Origin of the sequence: Natronoarchaeum mannanilyticum, from assembly GCF_039522665.1 — an archaeon.
GTDB lineage: Archaea > Halobacteriota > Halobacteria > Halobacteriales > Natronoarchaeaceae > Natronoarchaeum > Natronoarchaeum mannanilyticum.
In genome coordinates this window covers 233,785-248,539 of sequence record NZ_BAAADV010000004.1, presented here as the reverse complement: position 1 = coordinate 248,539, position 14,755 = coordinate 233,785, and the positions used below count along the sequence as shown (strand labels likewise).

General features: G+C 67.5%; 14 protein-coding genes. 10 read left to right on the top strand and 4 right to left on the bottom strand.

Translation table 11 applies throughout. From position 1 onward, the window contains the following. Positions 1-2 precede the first annotated feature (2 nt). The 4 genes from ABDZ81_RS12040 to ABDZ81_RS12025 all read left to right on the top strand — a co-directional run bounded on the left by ABDZ81_RS12040 (position 3) and on the right by ABDZ81_RS12025 (position 4,442). Positions 3-1,034 carry an ABC transporter permease gene (locus ABDZ81_RS12040; RefSeq protein WP_343774228.1) on the top strand — a complete coding sequence of 344 codons (1,032 nt, stop codon included), beginning with the start codon at positions 3-5 and terminating at the stop codon, positions 1,032-1,034. Beyond that, positions 1,035-2,483, top strand: coding sequence for an ABC transporter ATP-binding protein (locus tag ABDZ81_RS12035; RefSeq protein WP_343774227.1), 1,449 nt, complete (start codon positions 1,035-1,037; stop codon positions 2,481-2,483). Further along, positions 2,476-3,831, top strand: coding sequence for an ABC transporter ATP-binding protein (locus ABDZ81_RS12030; protein ID WP_343774226.1), 1,356 nt, complete (start codon positions 2,476-2,478; stop codon positions 3,829-3,831). The genes ABDZ81_RS12035 and ABDZ81_RS12030 overlap by 8 nt, the downstream gene beginning before the upstream one ends. 71 nt (positions 3,832-3,902) lie before the next feature. Beyond that, entirely contained in the window at positions 3,903-4,442 is a 540-nt protein-coding gene (locus tag ABDZ81_RS12025; protein ID WP_343774225.1) for a DUF7974 family protein, read from the top strand. A 45-nt stretch (positions 4,443-4,487) separates the two neighbouring features. Here the strand turns inward: ABDZ81_RS12025 and ABDZ81_RS12020 are convergent, their stop codons facing one another. After that, on the bottom strand, positions 4,488-7,655 hold the full coding sequence (locus tag ABDZ81_RS12020) for an FAD-binding and (Fe-S)-binding domain-containing protein (RefSeq protein WP_343774224.1): 3,168 nt from the start codon (positions 7,653-7,655) through the stop codon (positions 4,488-4,490). Positions 7,656-7,924: 269 nt separating this feature from the next. Here ABDZ81_RS12020 and ABDZ81_RS12015 point away from each other — a divergent pair, with 269 nt between their 5' ends. Both ABDZ81_RS12015 and cutA read left to right on the top strand, forming a co-directional pair. After that, entirely contained in the window at positions 7,925-8,116 is a 192-nt protein-coding gene (locus ABDZ81_RS12015) for an HEWD family protein (protein WP_343774223.1), read from the top strand. A 55-nt stretch (positions 8,117-8,171) separates the two neighbouring features. Next, positions 8,172-8,483, top strand: a complete 312-nt coding sequence (gene cutA, locus ABDZ81_RS12010) for a divalent-cation tolerance protein CutA (RefSeq protein WP_343774222.1) — start codon at positions 8,172-8,174, stop codon at positions 8,481-8,483. Between the two features lie 70 nt (positions 8,484-8,553). Here cutA and ABDZ81_RS12005 read toward each other — a convergent pair whose 3' ends face one another. Both ABDZ81_RS12005 and ABDZ81_RS12000 read right to left on the bottom strand, forming a co-directional pair. Continuing rightward, positions 8,554-9,513 carry a hypothetical protein gene (locus ABDZ81_RS12005; protein WP_343774221.1) on the bottom strand — a complete coding sequence of 320 codons (960 nt, stop codon included), beginning with the start codon at positions 9,511-9,513 and terminating at the stop codon, positions 8,554-8,556. Positions 9,514-9,593: 80 nt separating this feature from the next. Continuing rightward, positions 9,594-10,247: a DUF7978 family protein gene (locus tag ABDZ81_RS12000; protein WP_464489246.1), complete on the bottom strand. Its 654-nt coding sequence runs from the start codon at positions 10,245-10,247 to the stop codon at positions 9,594-9,596. A gap of 152 nt (positions 10,248-10,399) precedes the next feature. Between ABDZ81_RS12000 and ABDZ81_RS11995 the strand changes: the two genes are divergently transcribed. Further along, a complete protein-coding gene (locus ABDZ81_RS11995) occupies positions 10,400-10,888 on the top strand; it encodes a 50S ribosomal protein L11 (RefSeq protein WP_343774218.1) in 489 nt (162 codons plus the stop codon). Positions 10,889-10,989: 101 nt separating this feature from the next. Here the strand turns inward: ABDZ81_RS11995 and ABDZ81_RS11990 are convergent, their stop codons facing one another. Next, positions 10,990-12,573, bottom strand: coding sequence for an outer membrane protein assembly factor BamB family protein (locus ABDZ81_RS11990; protein ID WP_343774217.1), 1,584 nt, complete (start codon positions 12,571-12,573; stop codon positions 10,990-10,992). Between ABDZ81_RS11990 and ABDZ81_RS11985 the strand changes: the two genes are divergently transcribed. The 3 genes from ABDZ81_RS11985 to rpl12p are packed head-to-tail and all read left to right on the top strand — an operon-like array spanning position 12,534 to position 14,599. Next, positions 12,534-13,172: a 50S ribosomal protein L1 gene (locus ABDZ81_RS11985; RefSeq protein WP_343774216.1), complete on the top strand. Its 639-nt coding sequence runs from the start codon at positions 12,534-12,536 to the stop codon at positions 13,170-13,172. The two genes, ABDZ81_RS11990 and ABDZ81_RS11985, sit on opposite strands and share 40 nt — an antisense overlap. 1 nt (position 13,173) lies before the next feature. Further along, a complete protein-coding gene (locus ABDZ81_RS11980) occupies positions 13,174-14,232 on the top strand; it encodes a 50S ribosomal protein L10 (protein WP_343774215.1) in 1,059 nt (352 codons plus the stop codon). A 7-nt stretch (positions 14,233-14,239) separates the two neighbouring features. Beyond that, positions 14,240-14,599, top strand: a complete 360-nt coding sequence (gene rpl12p / locus ABDZ81_RS11975; protein WP_343774214.1) for a 50S ribosomal protein P1 — start codon at positions 14,240-14,242, stop codon at positions 14,597-14,599. The last annotated feature ends 156 nt before the right edge of the window (positions 14,600-14,755 follow it).

Below are 14,755 nucleotides of genomic sequence, written 5' to 3'. Positions count from 1 at the left end.
CTATGTCACAGGAACGAGGACGTATTCGAATCACGGGCTACGACACCCAGACGGTCGACGAGCGCGAAGATCTCTCCGACTGGGAACCCGAACTGCAATCCGAAGACGCCAAAGGGCGGATGTACTACGCGTGGCAGCGGTTCAAGGGCAACCGGGCGGCGGTGTTCGGGCTCTCGGTCATCCTCCTGATGACGCTGTTGGCGATCTTCGCTCGACCGATCGAGATCGCCGGGACGACCGTCCAGCCGTTCTCGATCGCCCCGTACTCGCCGAGCACGCACCGGTACGACGTCGCGACGCAGGCGCCGTCGTGGCTCTGGGAGCCGCGGTCGCTCGAGTACCTCTTCGGCACCGACTGGGCTGGCCGCGACATCTTCTCGCGCGTGCTGTTCGGCGGCCGCTGGAGCCTCTCGATCGGCTTCATCGCCGTCGGACTCGCGGTGTTCGTCGGCGTCCCGCTGGGTGCGATCGCCGGCTACTACGGCGGCTGGATCGACGAGGCGATCATGCGCCTGGTCGACGCGCTGTACGCGTTTCCGTTTCTCGTGCTGGCGATCGCCATCGTCGCGATCGTCGGCAAGGGGTACTGGAACATGATCGCGGCGCTGGTCGTGGTCGGCTGGCTCCCCTACGCCCGCATCATCCGCGGCGAGATCCTCAGCGTCAAAGAAAACGAGTACGTGACCGCCGCGAAGGCCCTCGGGGCGAGGGACCGGTCCGTGATCTTCCGGCACATCGTGCCGAACGCGATGGCGCCGGTGATCGTCCAGGCGACCCTCTCGATCGGCAGCGTCGTGCTGGCGGCGGCGTCGCTCGGCTTCCTCGGTCTGGGGCTCCCGCCGTCGAGCGCCGAGTGGGGGAGCATGCTCTCGAACAGCCAGCAGACGCTCCACCGCGGCCAGTGGTGGATCACCTTCTTCCCCGGCCTGGCGATCTTCGCGTTCGTGATGGCGATCAACCTGGTCGGTGACGGCGTCCGCGAGGCGTTCGACCCCCAAAGCGAGAGCGGCGGCACCGAAGGAGGGTTCCGGTAGATGGCGCTGCTCGAAGCCGAGGACCTCAACGTCCGGTTCTACACGGAGGACGGTGTCGTCAAGGCCGTCAACGACCTCTCGTATCAGATCGAGGCCGGCGAGACGTTCGGCGTCGTCGGCGAGAGCGGCGCCGGCAAGAGCGTCACCAGCCTCTCGCTGATGCGGTTGCTTGAGTACCCCGGCCGGATCGAGAGCGGGAGCATCCGCTTCCGCGCCGACGACGCCGTCGACCGATTCGAGTCCGAGTACCCGGACAACATCGTCGATCTCGGCGCGGTCCGGACGAATCACGACGTCGAGACTGCCGCCGCGCGGCTGGACGACCGTGACGTCAGCGGCGCCCAGCTCACCGGCGACGACCGACACGAGGACGTCCCGCCGTCGGAACTGGCGGCCGAGGGCGCGATCGACCTCGACGACATCCTCGACGGCGGGTTCGGCGCCGAAGCCGGGCTGATCGCCGAGGACGACTTCGTCGTCCACGACGGCGACCGACGCTACCTCGAACTGCTGCGCGCGCCGGACGACGCGATGCGCAAGCTGCGAGGCAACCGGATCGCGATGGTGTTCCAGGACGCCGAGACAGCGCTCAACCCCGTCTACAGCGTCGGCGAGCAGGTCGCCGAGGCGATCCGCCACCACCTCGACTACGACGAGGAGGCTGCCCGCGAGCGGGCGATCGAGATGCTCGAAACCGTCGGTATCCCCGACGCCGAGGAGCGCTACTCGGACTACCCACACCAGTTCAGCGGCGGGATGCAACAGCGCGCGGTGATCGCCATCGCACTGTCGTGTGACCCGGACCTGCTGATCTGCGACGAGCCGACGACCGCGCTCGACGTGACGATCGAGGCCCAGATCCTCGAACTGCTCAAGGATCTGGCCGAGGAGTTCGACACCGCGATCCAGATGATCACCCACGACCTGGGCGTGATCGCGGACATCTGCGACCGCGTGATGGTGATGTACGCCGGCAGTGCCGTCGAAACGGCTCCCGTCGAGGATCTGTACTACGATCCCAAACACCCCTACACCGCGGGGCTGATGGGGTCGATCCCGCGGATCGGCGACGGGCGCGAGCGGCTACAGACGATCCCCGGCACGATGCCGGACCTGATCGAACTGCCGCCGGGCTGTGACTTCCACCCGCGCTGTCCGTACGCCGAGGACGCCTGCGTCCGCAACGAGCCGCCGCTGGTCGATACCGAGACGGGCGGGGCGTTCGACCCGGCCGACCACGATCAGCACGTGGCGTCCTGCCTGGAGTACACCGGCGAACTGAAGGGCGACCTCGACTTCGAGGTCGAGATCCGCGGCGCCGACCCGCGCGATCGACCGGGGCGCGGTGCCGACGCGGGGAAGGCGGACCCGACCGGTATCGACACCGACGGCGGCGATCTGTCGGGAGCGAGTGCTTCCGACCGCGACGGAGGTGAGCTCGATGAGTGACGAACCCTTGATCAGCGCGAACGGACTCACGAAGTACTACTCGAACGATTCCGGCTTCCTGGATCGCCTGCTCGGCGGCCGCGAGTGGGTCAAAGCCGTCGACGGCGTCGACCTCGAGATCCGCGAGGGCGAGACGCTCGGCCTCGTCGGCGAGAGCGGCTGCGGGAAGAGCACGCTCGGGCGGACGCTACTGCAGCTCGAGGAGCCGACCGAGGGCGACGTCTACTACCGCGGGAAGAGCCTGACCGAGCTGTCGGACAGCGAGCTGCGCGAGCACCGGAAGGACCTGCAGTTCATCTTCCAGAACCCCTTTTCCAGCCTCAACCCGCGCCTGACGATCAGCGACATCGTCGGCGAGGCGCTGGACATCCACGGGCTCGCCGAGGGCCAGACCCGCGACGAGCGCGTGAAGGAACTGCTGGAGACGGTCGGGTTGAGCGCGAGCCACGCCAACCGCTACCCACACGAGTTCTCCGGCGGGCAGCGCCAGCGCATCGGCATCGCGCGGGCGCTCGCGGTCGACCCCGAGTTCGTCGTCTGCGACGAGCCCGTCTCGGCGCTGGACGTTTCGGTCCAGGCACAGATCCTCAACCTCCTGGAGGACCTTCAGGAGGAGTTCGGGCTGTCCTACCTCTTCATCGCCCACGACCTCTCGGTGGTCGAGCACATCGCCGACCGGATCGCGGTGATGTACCTGGGCGAGGTCGTCGAGATCGGGACACCCGAGGAGATCTTCGAGCCGCCGCATCACCCCTACACCGAGGCGCTGCTGTCGGCGATCCCCGAGCCCGACCCGCTGTGGGAGGAAGACCGCATCGTGCTCGAGGGAACGGTTCCCTCGCCGATCGATCCGCCCGAGGGCTGCAAGTTCCACACCCGCTGTCCGCGCGTGATCCAGCCGGCGGATTACGAGTTCGAGCAGTCGACGTGGCGATCGGTGCTGACGCTGCGCACGAAGATCGAGGACGGCGCCGTCGATCTCGAGGCGGCCCGCTCGGACGCCGCGGACGCTACCGGCGCCGACGGCGGTGACGACCCCGCCCCCGAGGCGATCGCACGGGCGATCCGCGAGCGACACGACGTCCCGCCCGAAATCGCCGATGCGTCGGCCGACGCCGTGCTGTCCGAGGCGCTGACCGAGGTCGCCAGCGGGGAGGTCGAGGCGGCCGCGAAGCGGCTCCGATCCGAGTTCGCGACGCCCTGCGTCGCTCACGATCCCGAACTGCGCGACACCGAGGCCGGCGAGGCCGCGTGTCACCTGTTCGATCCGCGCTACGAGGACGGAGCGGTCGACCCCGACCGCGGCGAGTTCGGCGCCGAAGGCGCGGAGACGAGTGCCGACGACTGACGCCCCGCCCGCGACGACGACCGACGCACGGGGGCACACTCTTTTGACGGCGCGACGAGTACCGCATTCCAATGCGGCGGATCTACGAATCGGACGCGCTGCGACGCGGCGAGGAGCCTCACGAACCGAGCGACGAGGACGACGACGTCGCGGGCAACCGCCTCCCGACGATGCTCGACTGGGGCGGCGTCAGCAAGCTCTTCGTGCCGACGTCGCTCCGGGATCGTGCGATCACGGTCGACGTCGAGACCGAACGCGAGACGTACGCGCCGGGCGAACCGGTGGCGATCCGAGTCCGGATGCGCAACCGCGCGCCCGTCCCGATCGCGATCCCGACACCGACGCCGGTGCGCTGGGACTGGACGGTCGACGGCGTCCGGCAGGACGCCCGCGTCGACGACGTCGATCCGCCGGACCGCAAGGAGCACCTGACGTTCGCCCGAAGCGAGACCAAGGCGTTCTCGCGCACCTGGCGCCAGACGTTCAAGACCGGCGATCGGGAGTGGACCGACGCCGAGGAGGGCCGCCACGAGATCGCGGCGTTCGTCGACGTCGATTCGCCCGAGGAGCGGGGACTGTACGCGAGCGCGAAGATCGAGATCCGCCCCTGACGGCGCGCGGACAGGCGGCACGGGGCCGACGACGGCGGCCCCTCGTCACAGCGCCCGATCGAGCAGCTCGACAGGGTGGGTCGGTTTTTCCGCGCCACCGTCGCGCTCGGCGAGCTGGCTGCGACAGGAGGTTCCCGGCGCCGTCACCGTCTCGCCGCCGCTCGATTCGACCTGGTCGAACAGGATCGAGCCGATCGCTTGGCTCATCGAGTAGTGTTCCTCCTCGTAGCCGAAGCTCCCGGCCATGCCGCAGCAGCCGCTGTCGAGCACGTCGACGTCGTAGCCCGCCCGCTCGAGCACCGCGGGGGCGTGGCGCTCGCGCTTGGTCGCGGTCTGGTGGCAGTGGCCGTGGTAGGTGACCGATTCGCCGCCGGCGTCCGCCGGGACGTCGAGATCGAACAGATCCAGATACTCCGCGACGCCGAAGGTGTTGCCGGCGACGCGCTCGACCGCCTCACCGGTGAGCAGGTCGCGGTAGTCCGACTGGAGCATGACGGCGTCGGAGGGCTCGACCACGACGACGTCCCAGCCGTCCGCGACGAGCGGCGCGAGTTCCTCGACGTTGTGCCGGGCGCGCTCGCGGGCGAGGTCGAGAAAGCCCTTCGAGAACGCCGGCCGGCCGCTGCCGGTGACCTCGGTGGGCACGGCGACGTGGACGTCCGCGGCTTCGAGCGCGCGCACGGCGGCCATCCCGATCTCGGGGTCGCTGTAGTTCGTGTACGTGTCCGGGAACACGAGCGCCTTGCGTTCGGCCTCCGCGACGCTCACGTCGGGGTCGCGGTCGGCCATCCGGTCGACGAACGACTGGCGCTCGAACGTCGGAAGGTCGCGCTCGCGGGCGATGCCCAGCGCCTTCTCCGCGAGGACGCCGGCGCCCGGCACTTTGGTCAGCCAGTTCGAGAGCGGCGCCGTCGCCGAGCCGAGCTTGGCGGCCAGTTCGACGTTCGCGAACAGGCGATCGCGCAGGCTCGCGCCCTCGCGCTGGTGGTACTCGTGGGTCAGCTCGGCTTTCATCTTCGCCATGTCGACCTCGCTGGGGCAGTCGCGAGCGCAGCCCTTGCAGCCGATACAGAGATCGAGCACCTCGGTGACGAACTCGTCGGTGAACACCTCGTCGTCCGGCAGGTCGCCGCTCATCGCCTGGCGAAGGGCGTTGGCCCGCCCGCGCGTGCTGGTGATCTCCTCGTCGGCCGCCCGGAACGTCGGGCACATCACGCCGCCGGTGGTGTCCTGTCCGCCGCGACAGCCCCCGCAGCCGTGACAGAGCTCGGCCATCCCCTGGAACCCGTTGTCGTTCGACCACTCCAGCGTCGGCTCGAAGCCGGCGTCGAACTCGTAGTCGGGGTCGAACCGGAGGTTCTCGGTCATGTCCGGCAGAGCGGCGTCGGCGTCAGTCGGTCGACCTTCGGTGTCGGCGTCCGTACGGGCAGCGGCGTCGGACGCCGCTGCGTCCGTACCCTCGGCCGCCGCGACGCGCTCGGGCGACAGGCCACAGACCTGCCCCGGGTTCAACAGCCAGTCGGGGTCGAACGCCGATTTGAGATCGCGGAACACCTCCCAGACCGCCTCGCCGTACAGCTTGTGGTTCCACCGCGTCCGCGCGCGGCCGTCGCCGTGCTCGCCCGAGACGCTGCCGCCGTACTCGACGACGAGATCGGTGATGGCGTCGGCCAGCGACTCCATGCGCTCGACGCCCGCCTCCGATTTGGTGTCGATCAGCGGACGGATGTGCAGACAGCCCGGTCCGGCGTGGGCGTAGAAGGAGGCGAACGTGTCGTGGTCCTCGAGCACCTGCTGAACGTCCGCGACGTACTCGGGGAGGTTCTCCGGAGGGACCGCGGTATCCTCGATGAAGGAGATGTGCTTGGCGTCGCTCGTCCGGGAGAGCAAGATCGGCAGCCCCGACTTCCGGAGCTTCCAGAACTTCGCGCGCTCTGCGGGCTCGTGTGCCTCGCGAGCGGCGAACGCCTGCTGCGGGGCCGCCGTGATCGACGCGGCGTTCTCGGCCGGCGCCACCTCGCTCGTGGCGTCCGGCACGCGGTCGGCGAGCAGGTCGGCGACGGCTTCCATCCCTTCGGCGTCGTCCTCGGCGTAGAACTCGACGAGCAGGACCGCGCGAGTCCCTTCGGGGAGCATCTCGACGAGATCGCCGAACTCCTCGGTCTCGCGGGCGAGATCGAGCAGTACGCCGTCGAGCACTTCGACCGCGGCGGGATCGTGTTCGAGGATCGGCGCCACGTCCTCCATGGCGTCGAGCAGGTCCTCGTAGGTCAGCAGCGCCATCGACTTCGTCTCGGGGATCGGTTCGAGGTCCAGCGTCGCCTCCGTGATCACCGCGAGGGTCCCCTCGCTGCCCGCGAGCAGGCGGGCGAGGTTGACCGAGCCGTCCTCGCTCACGGTTTCACCGTTCGCGCCGTCCGAGGCGCGTGGCGCCTCGCCGGCCTCGTCGAGGAGCCGGTCCAGGTTGTACCCCGAAACGTTGCGCTTGAGCTGCGGGAACACCTCACGGACGGCGTCGCTGCGCTCGTCGACGACGTCGGCGACCGCGGCGTGGATCCGCGCTTCGAGGTCGCCCTCGGGATCGGCCTTCCGCCGGAGCTCGTCGAGCGACACCTCGCCGAGCGTCGTCACGGTGCCGTCGGCTAGCACGACTTCGGCCTCCCGGACGTACGCGTCGGTCTTGCCGTACTTCAGCGAGTGGGCCCCCGTTGAGTTGTTGCCGATCGCGCCCCCGACCGCGCTTCGATTCCCGGCGGCCGGGTCCGGCGCGAACTTCAGGTCGTGGGGTTCGAGCGCGGCGTTGAGCTCGTCGACGATCGCGCCCGACTGGACGCGGGCGGTCGCGGCGTCGGGATCGACGCCGAGCAGCCCGTCCATGTGTCTGGTGAAGTCCAGCACGACGGCCTCGTTGACCGCCTGGCCGGCGAGGCTCGTCCCGCCGCCGCGCGGGAGGACGGGGATCTCGCGCCGGGCGCAGTACTCCACGACGGCGGCGACGTCGTCGGTCGACGCCGGGAAGACGACGCCGATCGGCGTCACCTCGTAGGCGGAGGCGTCCGTGGCGTACAGTTGGCGGGAGTACTCGTCGAAGCGGACGTCGCCGTCGACTCGATCCTCGAGGTCGTCGACCAGCCCTGCGCGGCGCACCGTCTCGCTCTGGTAGTCGTACGCTGCTCTCGGGTCCGTCTCCGGGGAGTGCTGGGAGTCGCTCATTGGAAGGTGGACGCGGCGTCGCGACGGCGAGCTGTCCGGGACGCCGCGGTGGTTCGTGTACGACTGTCACGACCTCACAGTAATCAATCGTTCGACAGCGAACCGGCCGGCAGCTCGCTGCGGGGGGCGCGCCGTCAGCATTCGTCCAGTTCGCCGAGAGGTATGTCAGCAATCACCGCTGCATCGGCGCGGTCCGTGGGTGTTCTTCTCGTGGGGGAAGGGAGCACGGCTGCAAATCAATTATTACGGAGGACGACGAAAGACCTAGTATGGCGACAACGATCCGAAAACCGCGCTCGCGCAAGTGCGAGCTGTGTGGCCGTCAGGAGGCCTGGGACGACGAGCGAGGCTCCTGGCAGATCGTCGCGGACGACGGCGAGCGCGCGGTGGGCAACCCCCACTGCATCCACGAGTGGGACATCACGGGCTCGTTCACGCCCATCGAGCGGACCGACGCCTGAGCGGTCGACCGGACGACCGCGATTCCTTTTGTACTCGCGCCCCGTAGCGCCCGCCGTGCCGACCGCATTTATCACCGCGCCGCCGGACGCCGCCGCCGAGATCGCGCGAACGCTCGTCGACGAGCGACTGGCCGCCTGCGTGAACCGCGTCTCCTGCCGATCGACCTACCGGTGGGACGGGGAGGTCCACGACGACGAGGAGGAGATCCTGCTCGCGAAGACGACCGACAATGCTTACGACGAGCTCGCAGAGCGCGTCGAGGCGCTCCACCCCTACGACGTGCCCTGCATCGAGCGCTTCGAGGAGGACGACGTGCTGCCGGCGTTCGCTGAATGGCGAGGCGACGCCGTCGAGGCGGAGCGCTGACGAGTCCAGATCGGAACGCGAAATAAATAGTACGGCTTGAGCGTTCTGACTGCGAGTGCGATACGATCGATCAGGCCGTCGGTTCGAGACCCTCGCGGTCGACGTAGACGTCCATCTCCTCGGCGAGCTCCTCTAGCTCGCTGCGGAGTTCGTCGTGCTGCTCGTCGATCTGGTCCTGCACGTCCGGGGCCAGTTCGTCGAGCAGGGTGTCGGTGTAGGCCTCCCGCAGCTCGAAGCTGTTCTCGAAGTCGGCCTGGAGCTGTTCGATAGGCTGGCGGTGGGAACGAACGCTTCGACTCGTCCAGGCGCCGAGATAGCCGAAGAACCCGTCGCTGACGTCTTTCCGGTACTCCTTGGCGACGATCGAGTTGTACCAGCGCTTGGTCTGGTTCATCAGCGCGAACCGGAGCGTCCAGCTCATGTCGTCCATGTCGCCCGTGTACACGTTGACGAGCGTGTCACCCGCGTAGATCACGCTCATGTTCGCGAAGATGTCGGTGCGCGTCTCGTCGTCGTCGTCGATCGTCCGCTCGCTGACTTCGCCGGTCATCAGCACCCGGATGACGTCGCGCCGGACGAGCGGGAACGATCCGGTGTCGGTGTTGAAGTACAGGAACCCGCCGCCGAGGACCGCCACGATCCCGACCGCGGCGACTCGCATGTCCTGGGCGAGTCCGCCCACGAGCGTCACCAAGAGCCCGACGATCAGCGCCAGCGCTCCGTGCGGGCCGTACGGTTTGTACTCCAGCGAGCCGTTCCCGATCAGCTCCCAGTCGGACTCGGCGACCTGTCGCCCCTCGACGCGACCGGTCTTCTCGCCGACGTTCTCGCTGAGGATGTTCAGATCCTCGCGCTGGTCCCCGAAGGTCTGGTACTTGAAGTCGTTCGCGACCTGAAACTCCTCCAGGCGTCGTTTGAGTCGCCGGTAGAACTCGCGGGGGTTGATTCCCTTGTAATCCCCTTCGACGAACCGGGTCGCCTTCCGGAGATCTTGCCGAGTGTAATCCGGCACCTGGCCTTTCGAACTCATATACTTGCAATGTCAACGTTCGGGCTTAAAATTTCTGGAAGGTGTGGAGATTTATTTCAGGACAAAAAACGGCGGACGCGCTAGAGCGACCCCGAGAGAATCCCGGCCAGTCCCCCGACGCCCACGGGATAGATCAGACCGGCAATCAGAACCGTCGACTGCAGTTCCGGACCGAGGGACAACCCGGCATCGGAGACGGTGAAGAAGAACGATCCGCCGATCAGGATCGGGGCGTACCCGATCGCGACCGAGGCACCCGCGACGAACCCGCTTACCGGGTTCGAACGCTTTCGGGCCAGCAGCAGACCACAGAAGAACAACAACGCGGCAGGGATCAGGTGAAAGTGCAGCGCGTTGCCGACGGGCAGTTGGGTGATGTAATTGAACGGCTGGGTGGGGACGCTCTGCGCCGAGGACTTATACACGATGTCGACGGTGAAATCCTTGTAGCCGTGGGCGTTGTAGAACAGCCAGGCGAACAGTTCGACGACGTACTCCTCGCCGATGACGTTCTGGAGGTCGGTCCGCGACGGAAGCCTGCTGATAAACAGCGCGACGACGCCGATCCAGCCGGCGATCACGGAGAGCACTCCGTAGAAGAGGCCGCCAAAGATCGAAACGCCCGGACTGCTGCTCGATTGTGCCGACGACGACGTCGACGGCGACGAGGATTCGACCCCGCTCTCCGATTCGTCTCTCGCCGGTCGCGGTGCCGGCCCGTTCGCTGAACCCATACGCGAAAACGCTTTTGGAGCAACAAATTACTTTGGTTCTCTGAACATTTCGCCAAGGAAAGACAAACGACCGACCGCGCCCCCGTGTCACGCCGTCACTCGCCCCGGACAGAAAGATAATCCTTAAAAATCGCGCGAGGATTGTATCCAGTATGGCTGGAACTATCGAAGTGCTCGTCCCGGGCGGCCAGGCCAACCCTGGCCCGCCGCTCGGCCCCGAGCTGGGCCCGACGCCCGTCGACGTGCAGGCAGTCGTCCAGGAGATCAACGACCAGACCGAAGCGTTCGACGGCACGGAAGTGCCCGTCACCGTCGACTACGACGACGACGGCTCCTTCGAGATCGAAGTCGGCGTCCCGCCGACGGCCGAGCTCATCAAGGACGAGGCCGGCTTCGAGACCGGCAGCGGCGAGCCCCAGGAGGACTTCGTCGCGGACCTCTCGGTCGACCAGGTCAAGCAGATCGCCGAGCAGAAGCTCCCCGACCTGCTCGCCTACGACCTGAAGAACGCCGCGAAGGAAGTCGTCGGCACCTGTACCTCGCTGGGCGTCACCATCGAAGGCGAGAACCCCCGCGAGTTCAAGGAGCGACTCGACGGCGGCGAGTACGACGACCGGTTCGCGGACGAAGCCGCAGCGTAATCGATAACGGCGTTTTCTCGCCTTTTTCAGCGTATTATTGCGTAGCCGCGCATTCGCTTCGTCGATCTGGACCCGCAACGAGCAGAGTGGGTGCCGGATCGCTACCCGTCGCGGAGCCGCCGCGCCACCGTTCCGAGACCGAGGCCGGCGAGCGCGGTCGTGACCCCCAGTCCGTCGAGGCGGTCGCCCGAGACATCGTCCGCCCCGGCTCGCTCGCCGTCGTCTCGATCGGACTCCTCGTTCGACGACAGGCGGGTTGCCGGCGGCGGGTCGACGATCTCCGTCTCCACGTCGCGTATCGCGGCAACCCATCCTCGGGCACTCTTTCCGGCGCCGGGGCGCGTGCTGCCGACCACGAGGGCGCCGCCGGACCACGGGAGGGCCGTCTCGACGGTATCTCCGGTCCCGCGAGGGTAAAACGAACGCAGTCGCTCTCCCGTCGGCCCTAACTGGAAGACGACCGTTTCGGTCGCGTAGCCGTGCGGACGCCGCGTTTCGCCGACCACCAGAGTGCGGTGGTCGTTCGGCTCCAGTACGGCGTCGATGTCCACCGGAACGTCGAGTGATCGGTACCAGGGGTACTCCAAACCGCTCGATGTCGAATCGTTCGTGCCGACGCGATCGAGCGCAAGAATCCACGGGCTGCCACCGTTGCTCTGAGCGATCCACAGATGGCCACTGTCGGAGAGCATCGCATCGTGAGGGTCGGCGTCCAGTTCGCCGACCCCTGCGACTGCGCCGTCGGGGCCGAAGGCCCGCACGCGTCCGCCGTGCTCATCAGAGTCGCGAACGTGTCGACGAGCGATCGAGTAGAACCCACCGCGGGGAACATCGCCGAGAGCGCGGTCTCGCCACGGCACTAACGCGACGACGCTGCCGGTCCCCTCCAAGACCTCGGTGCGCCACTCGACTGCGCCGTCGTCCGGATCGAGCGCGATGATACGCGTCCGATACTCGCCCGATGTCCAGACGTTGTCGGCGACGACGGCGCGTCCGTCTTCTAACTCCGCGACGGCCGCCGAGCCTTCGGGCGTCAGGTCGTCATATCGCCACCGCACCTCGCCGTCCGGTGAGAGTCCGACGACAACCGATCCGGCGACGATGTACCCGCCGTCGCTCAGTTCGAGAAGGGCGTCGAAGTCGATGCCGCCGGTCCGGTACTCGCGGTCCCACCTGATGTCGCCGGAGTAATCGATGCAGGCGATCCTCGGATTCTCGCCGGCAGAAACGCCGCTGAGCGCGAGCAGGAATTCATCGCCGACCGCGGTCGCGGTCGCGGCGGTGACCGACGACGAGTTATAAATTGTCCGGCTCCACGCCATCCCGGGCGCGAGCGGCTCCGAGGACGTTCGCGAGTACCCGGCGACAGACGACCCGAGCCTCGGTACGGATGCAAATCCAACTCCGGCCCCAAGAAACGCCCGGCGTGAAAAGACCCTCTCCATACATACATGAACCCCCAAGCTATTTAAAACAAGTTTCGTTTCTCTGAAGTAACGGCGCATCGCTGTCAATCCGTATATCGAGACCACGACGGTTCGTAACGACGGCTTTAAGTTTCGCATGGACCTCGTCTCCGGTGAGACAGGCATCGCCTGTTTCACTGACCCGTAGGAGCAGTTCCTGCGTACTACGGAGGTGAACGATGGCAGATCAGGACATAGAGCAAGCAGTCTCTCGCGCACTCGAGGACGCACCCGACCGCAATTTCAGCGAGACGGTCGACCTCGCGGTTAACCTGCGCGATCTGGATCTCAACGAACCGTCGAATCGCGTCGACGAGTCCGTCGTGCTCCCGTCCGGTACCGGACAGGAGACGCGGATCGTCGTAATAGCGGAGGGTGAAACAGCCATCCGCGCGGAGGACGTCGCCGACGAGGTTATCGGCGGCGACGACCTCTCGGATCTCGGTGACGACGACGACGAGGCGAAGGACCTCGCCGAGGCGACCGACTTCTTCATCGCCGAAGAAGGGATGATGCAGGACGTCGGTCGCTACCTCGGTACGATCCTCGGCCCGCGGGGCAAGATGCCCGAGCCGCTCTCGCCCGACGACGACGTCGTCGAAGTCGTCAACCGAATGAAAAACACCGTCCAGCTCCGCAGCGGCGACCGCCGCACGTTCCACACGCGCGTCGGCGCCGAGGACATGGGCGCCGAGGAGATCGCCGACAACATCGACGTGATCCTCCGCCGTCTCCACGCGGACCTGGAGAAGGGCCCGCTGAACCTGGACTCGGTCTACGTCAAGACCACCATGGGCCCGGCAGTGGAGGTGGCCTGAGATGAGCGCAGAAGCCGAGCGCAAGACCCAGAACCTTCCCGAGTGGAAGCGCGAGGAGGTCGACGAGATCGTCGGCATCCTCGAGGGCTACGAGAGCGTCGGCGTCGTCAACATCGCCGGCATCCCGTCGCGACAGCTTCAGGACATGCGTCGCGACCTGCACGGCACCGCCGAGCTGCGCGTCAGCCGCAACACGCTGCTGGAGCGCGCGCTCGACGAGGCCGGCGACGGACTCGACGAGCTCAAGACCCACGTCGAGGGCCAGGTCGGGCTGATCGGCACGAACTCCAACCCCTTCACGCTCTACCAGGAGCTGGAGGCGTCCAAGACGCCCGCGCCCATCGGCGCCGGCGAGGTCGCGCCCAACGACATCGTCATCCCCGAAGGCGACACGGGCGTCGACCCCGGTCCGTTCGTCGGCGAGCTACAGAGCGTCGGCGCGTCGGCCCGGATCCAGGACGGTTCGATCCAGGTAACCGAGGACAGCACGGTCCTATCGGCCGGCGAGGAGGTCTCACAGGACCTCTCGAACGTCCTCAGCGAGCTGGGCATCGAGCCCAAGGAAGTCGGACTGGACCTGCGCGCCGTCGTCTCCGAGGGCGTGCTGTTCGACCCCGAGGATCTCGACATCGACGTCGAGGCCTACCGGTCGGACGTCCAGACCGCCGCCGCTCGCGCGCGGAACCTCTCGATCAACGCCGAGTACGCCACGCCCGCCACGGCGCCGACGCTCATCGCGAAGGCGACCGGCGAGGCCAAGAGCCTCGGCATCCAGGCATCGATCGAGAGCCCCGACCTCGCCGACGATCTCGTGAGCAAGGCCGACGCGCAGGTGCGCGCGCTGGCCGCGCAGATCGACGACGAGGAGGCGCTCCCCGAGGAGCTGCAGGACGTCGAAGCGCCTGCGGCCGCCGCGGAGACCGCCGACGAAGAATCGACTGACGACCAAGACGACGAAGCGGACGAGACCGACGCCGACGACGCCGCCGAGGAAGACGAAGACGACGACGACGACGGCGACGACGGCGCTGCCGAGGGTCTCGGCAACATGTTCGGGTGATTCATCCATGGAATACGTTTACGCAGCACTCATCCTCAACGAGACTGGCGAAGAGATCAACGAAGACAACCTGACCGGCGTGCTCGAGGCAGCCGGCGTCGACGTGGAGGAGTCCCGCGTCAAGGCGCTGGTCGCCGCACTGGAGGACGTCGACATCGACGAAGCCGTCGACGAGGCCGCAGCGGTCCCCGCGGGCGGCGCCGCAGCGGGCGGCGCGGCCGGCGGCGCTGCAGCCGAAGGCGGCGACGACGAGGAAGACGTCGAGGAGGCCGACGAGGAGCTCCCCGACACGACCGACGAGGACGACGGCGACGACGACGAGGACGAGGAGGCCAGCGGCGAGGGCCTCGGCGAGCTCTTCGGTTAAACTCGACGCCCCAGATCCCACACTTTCTTTCGACGCCACGGCCGCCAGCGACCGCTGTGTCGCACGCCGAGCAACGGCGTCACGCAGCCGTCGACGCCGCGGCGCAGCCTCGACGGCGTCGCGCAGCTTTTAGTGTGATCCCGACCAACGGCCGGC

What these genes read in the sequence shown, in the direction of transcription:
- ABDZ81_RS12040 (WP_343774228.1), top strand. Translation starts at nt 3, where the DNA reads ATGTCACAGGAACGAGGACGTATTCGAATCACGGGCTACGACACCCAG.
- ABDZ81_RS12035 (WP_343774227.1), top strand. Translation starts at nt 1,035, where the DNA reads ATGGCGCTGCTCGAAGCCGAGGACCTCAACGTCCGGTTCTACACGGAG.
- ABDZ81_RS12030 (WP_343774226.1), top strand. Translation starts at nt 2,476, where the DNA reads ATGAGTGACGAACCCTTGATCAGCGCGAACGGACTCACGAAGTACTAC.
- ABDZ81_RS12025 (WP_343774225.1), top strand. Translation starts at nt 3,903, where the DNA reads ATGCGGCGGATCTACGAATCGGACGCGCTGCGACGCGGCGAGGAGCCT.
- ABDZ81_RS12020 (WP_343774224.1), bottom strand. Translation starts at nt 7,655, where the DNA reads ATGAGCGACTCCCAGCACTCCCCGGAGACGGACCCGAGAGCAGCGTAC.
- ABDZ81_RS12015 (WP_343774223.1), top strand. Translation starts at nt 7,925, where the DNA reads ATGGCGACAACGATCCGAAAACCGCGCTCGCGCAAGTGCGAGCTGTGT.
- ABDZ81_RS12005 (WP_343774221.1), bottom strand. Translation starts at nt 9,513, where the DNA reads ATGAGTTCGAAAGGCCAGGTGCCGGATTACACTCGGCAAGATCTCCGG.
- ABDZ81_RS12000 (WP_464489246.1), bottom strand. Translation starts at nt 10,247, where the DNA reads ATGGGTTCAGCGAACGGGCCGGCACCGCGACCGGCGAGAGACGAATCG.
- ABDZ81_RS11995 (WP_343774218.1), top strand. Translation starts at nt 10,400, where the DNA reads ATGGCTGGAACTATCGAAGTGCTCGTCCCGGGCGGCCAGGCCAACCCT.
- ABDZ81_RS11985 (WP_343774216.1), top strand. Translation starts at nt 12,534, where the DNA reads ATGGCAGATCAGGACATAGAGCAAGCAGTCTCTCGCGCACTCGAGGAC.
- ABDZ81_RS11980 (WP_343774215.1), top strand. Translation starts at nt 13,174, where the DNA reads ATGAGCGCAGAAGCCGAGCGCAAGACCCAGAACCTTCCCGAGTGGAAG.
- rpl12p (WP_343774214.1), top strand. Translation starts at nt 14,240, where the DNA reads ATGGAATACGTTTACGCAGCACTCATCCTCAACGAGACTGGCGAAGAG.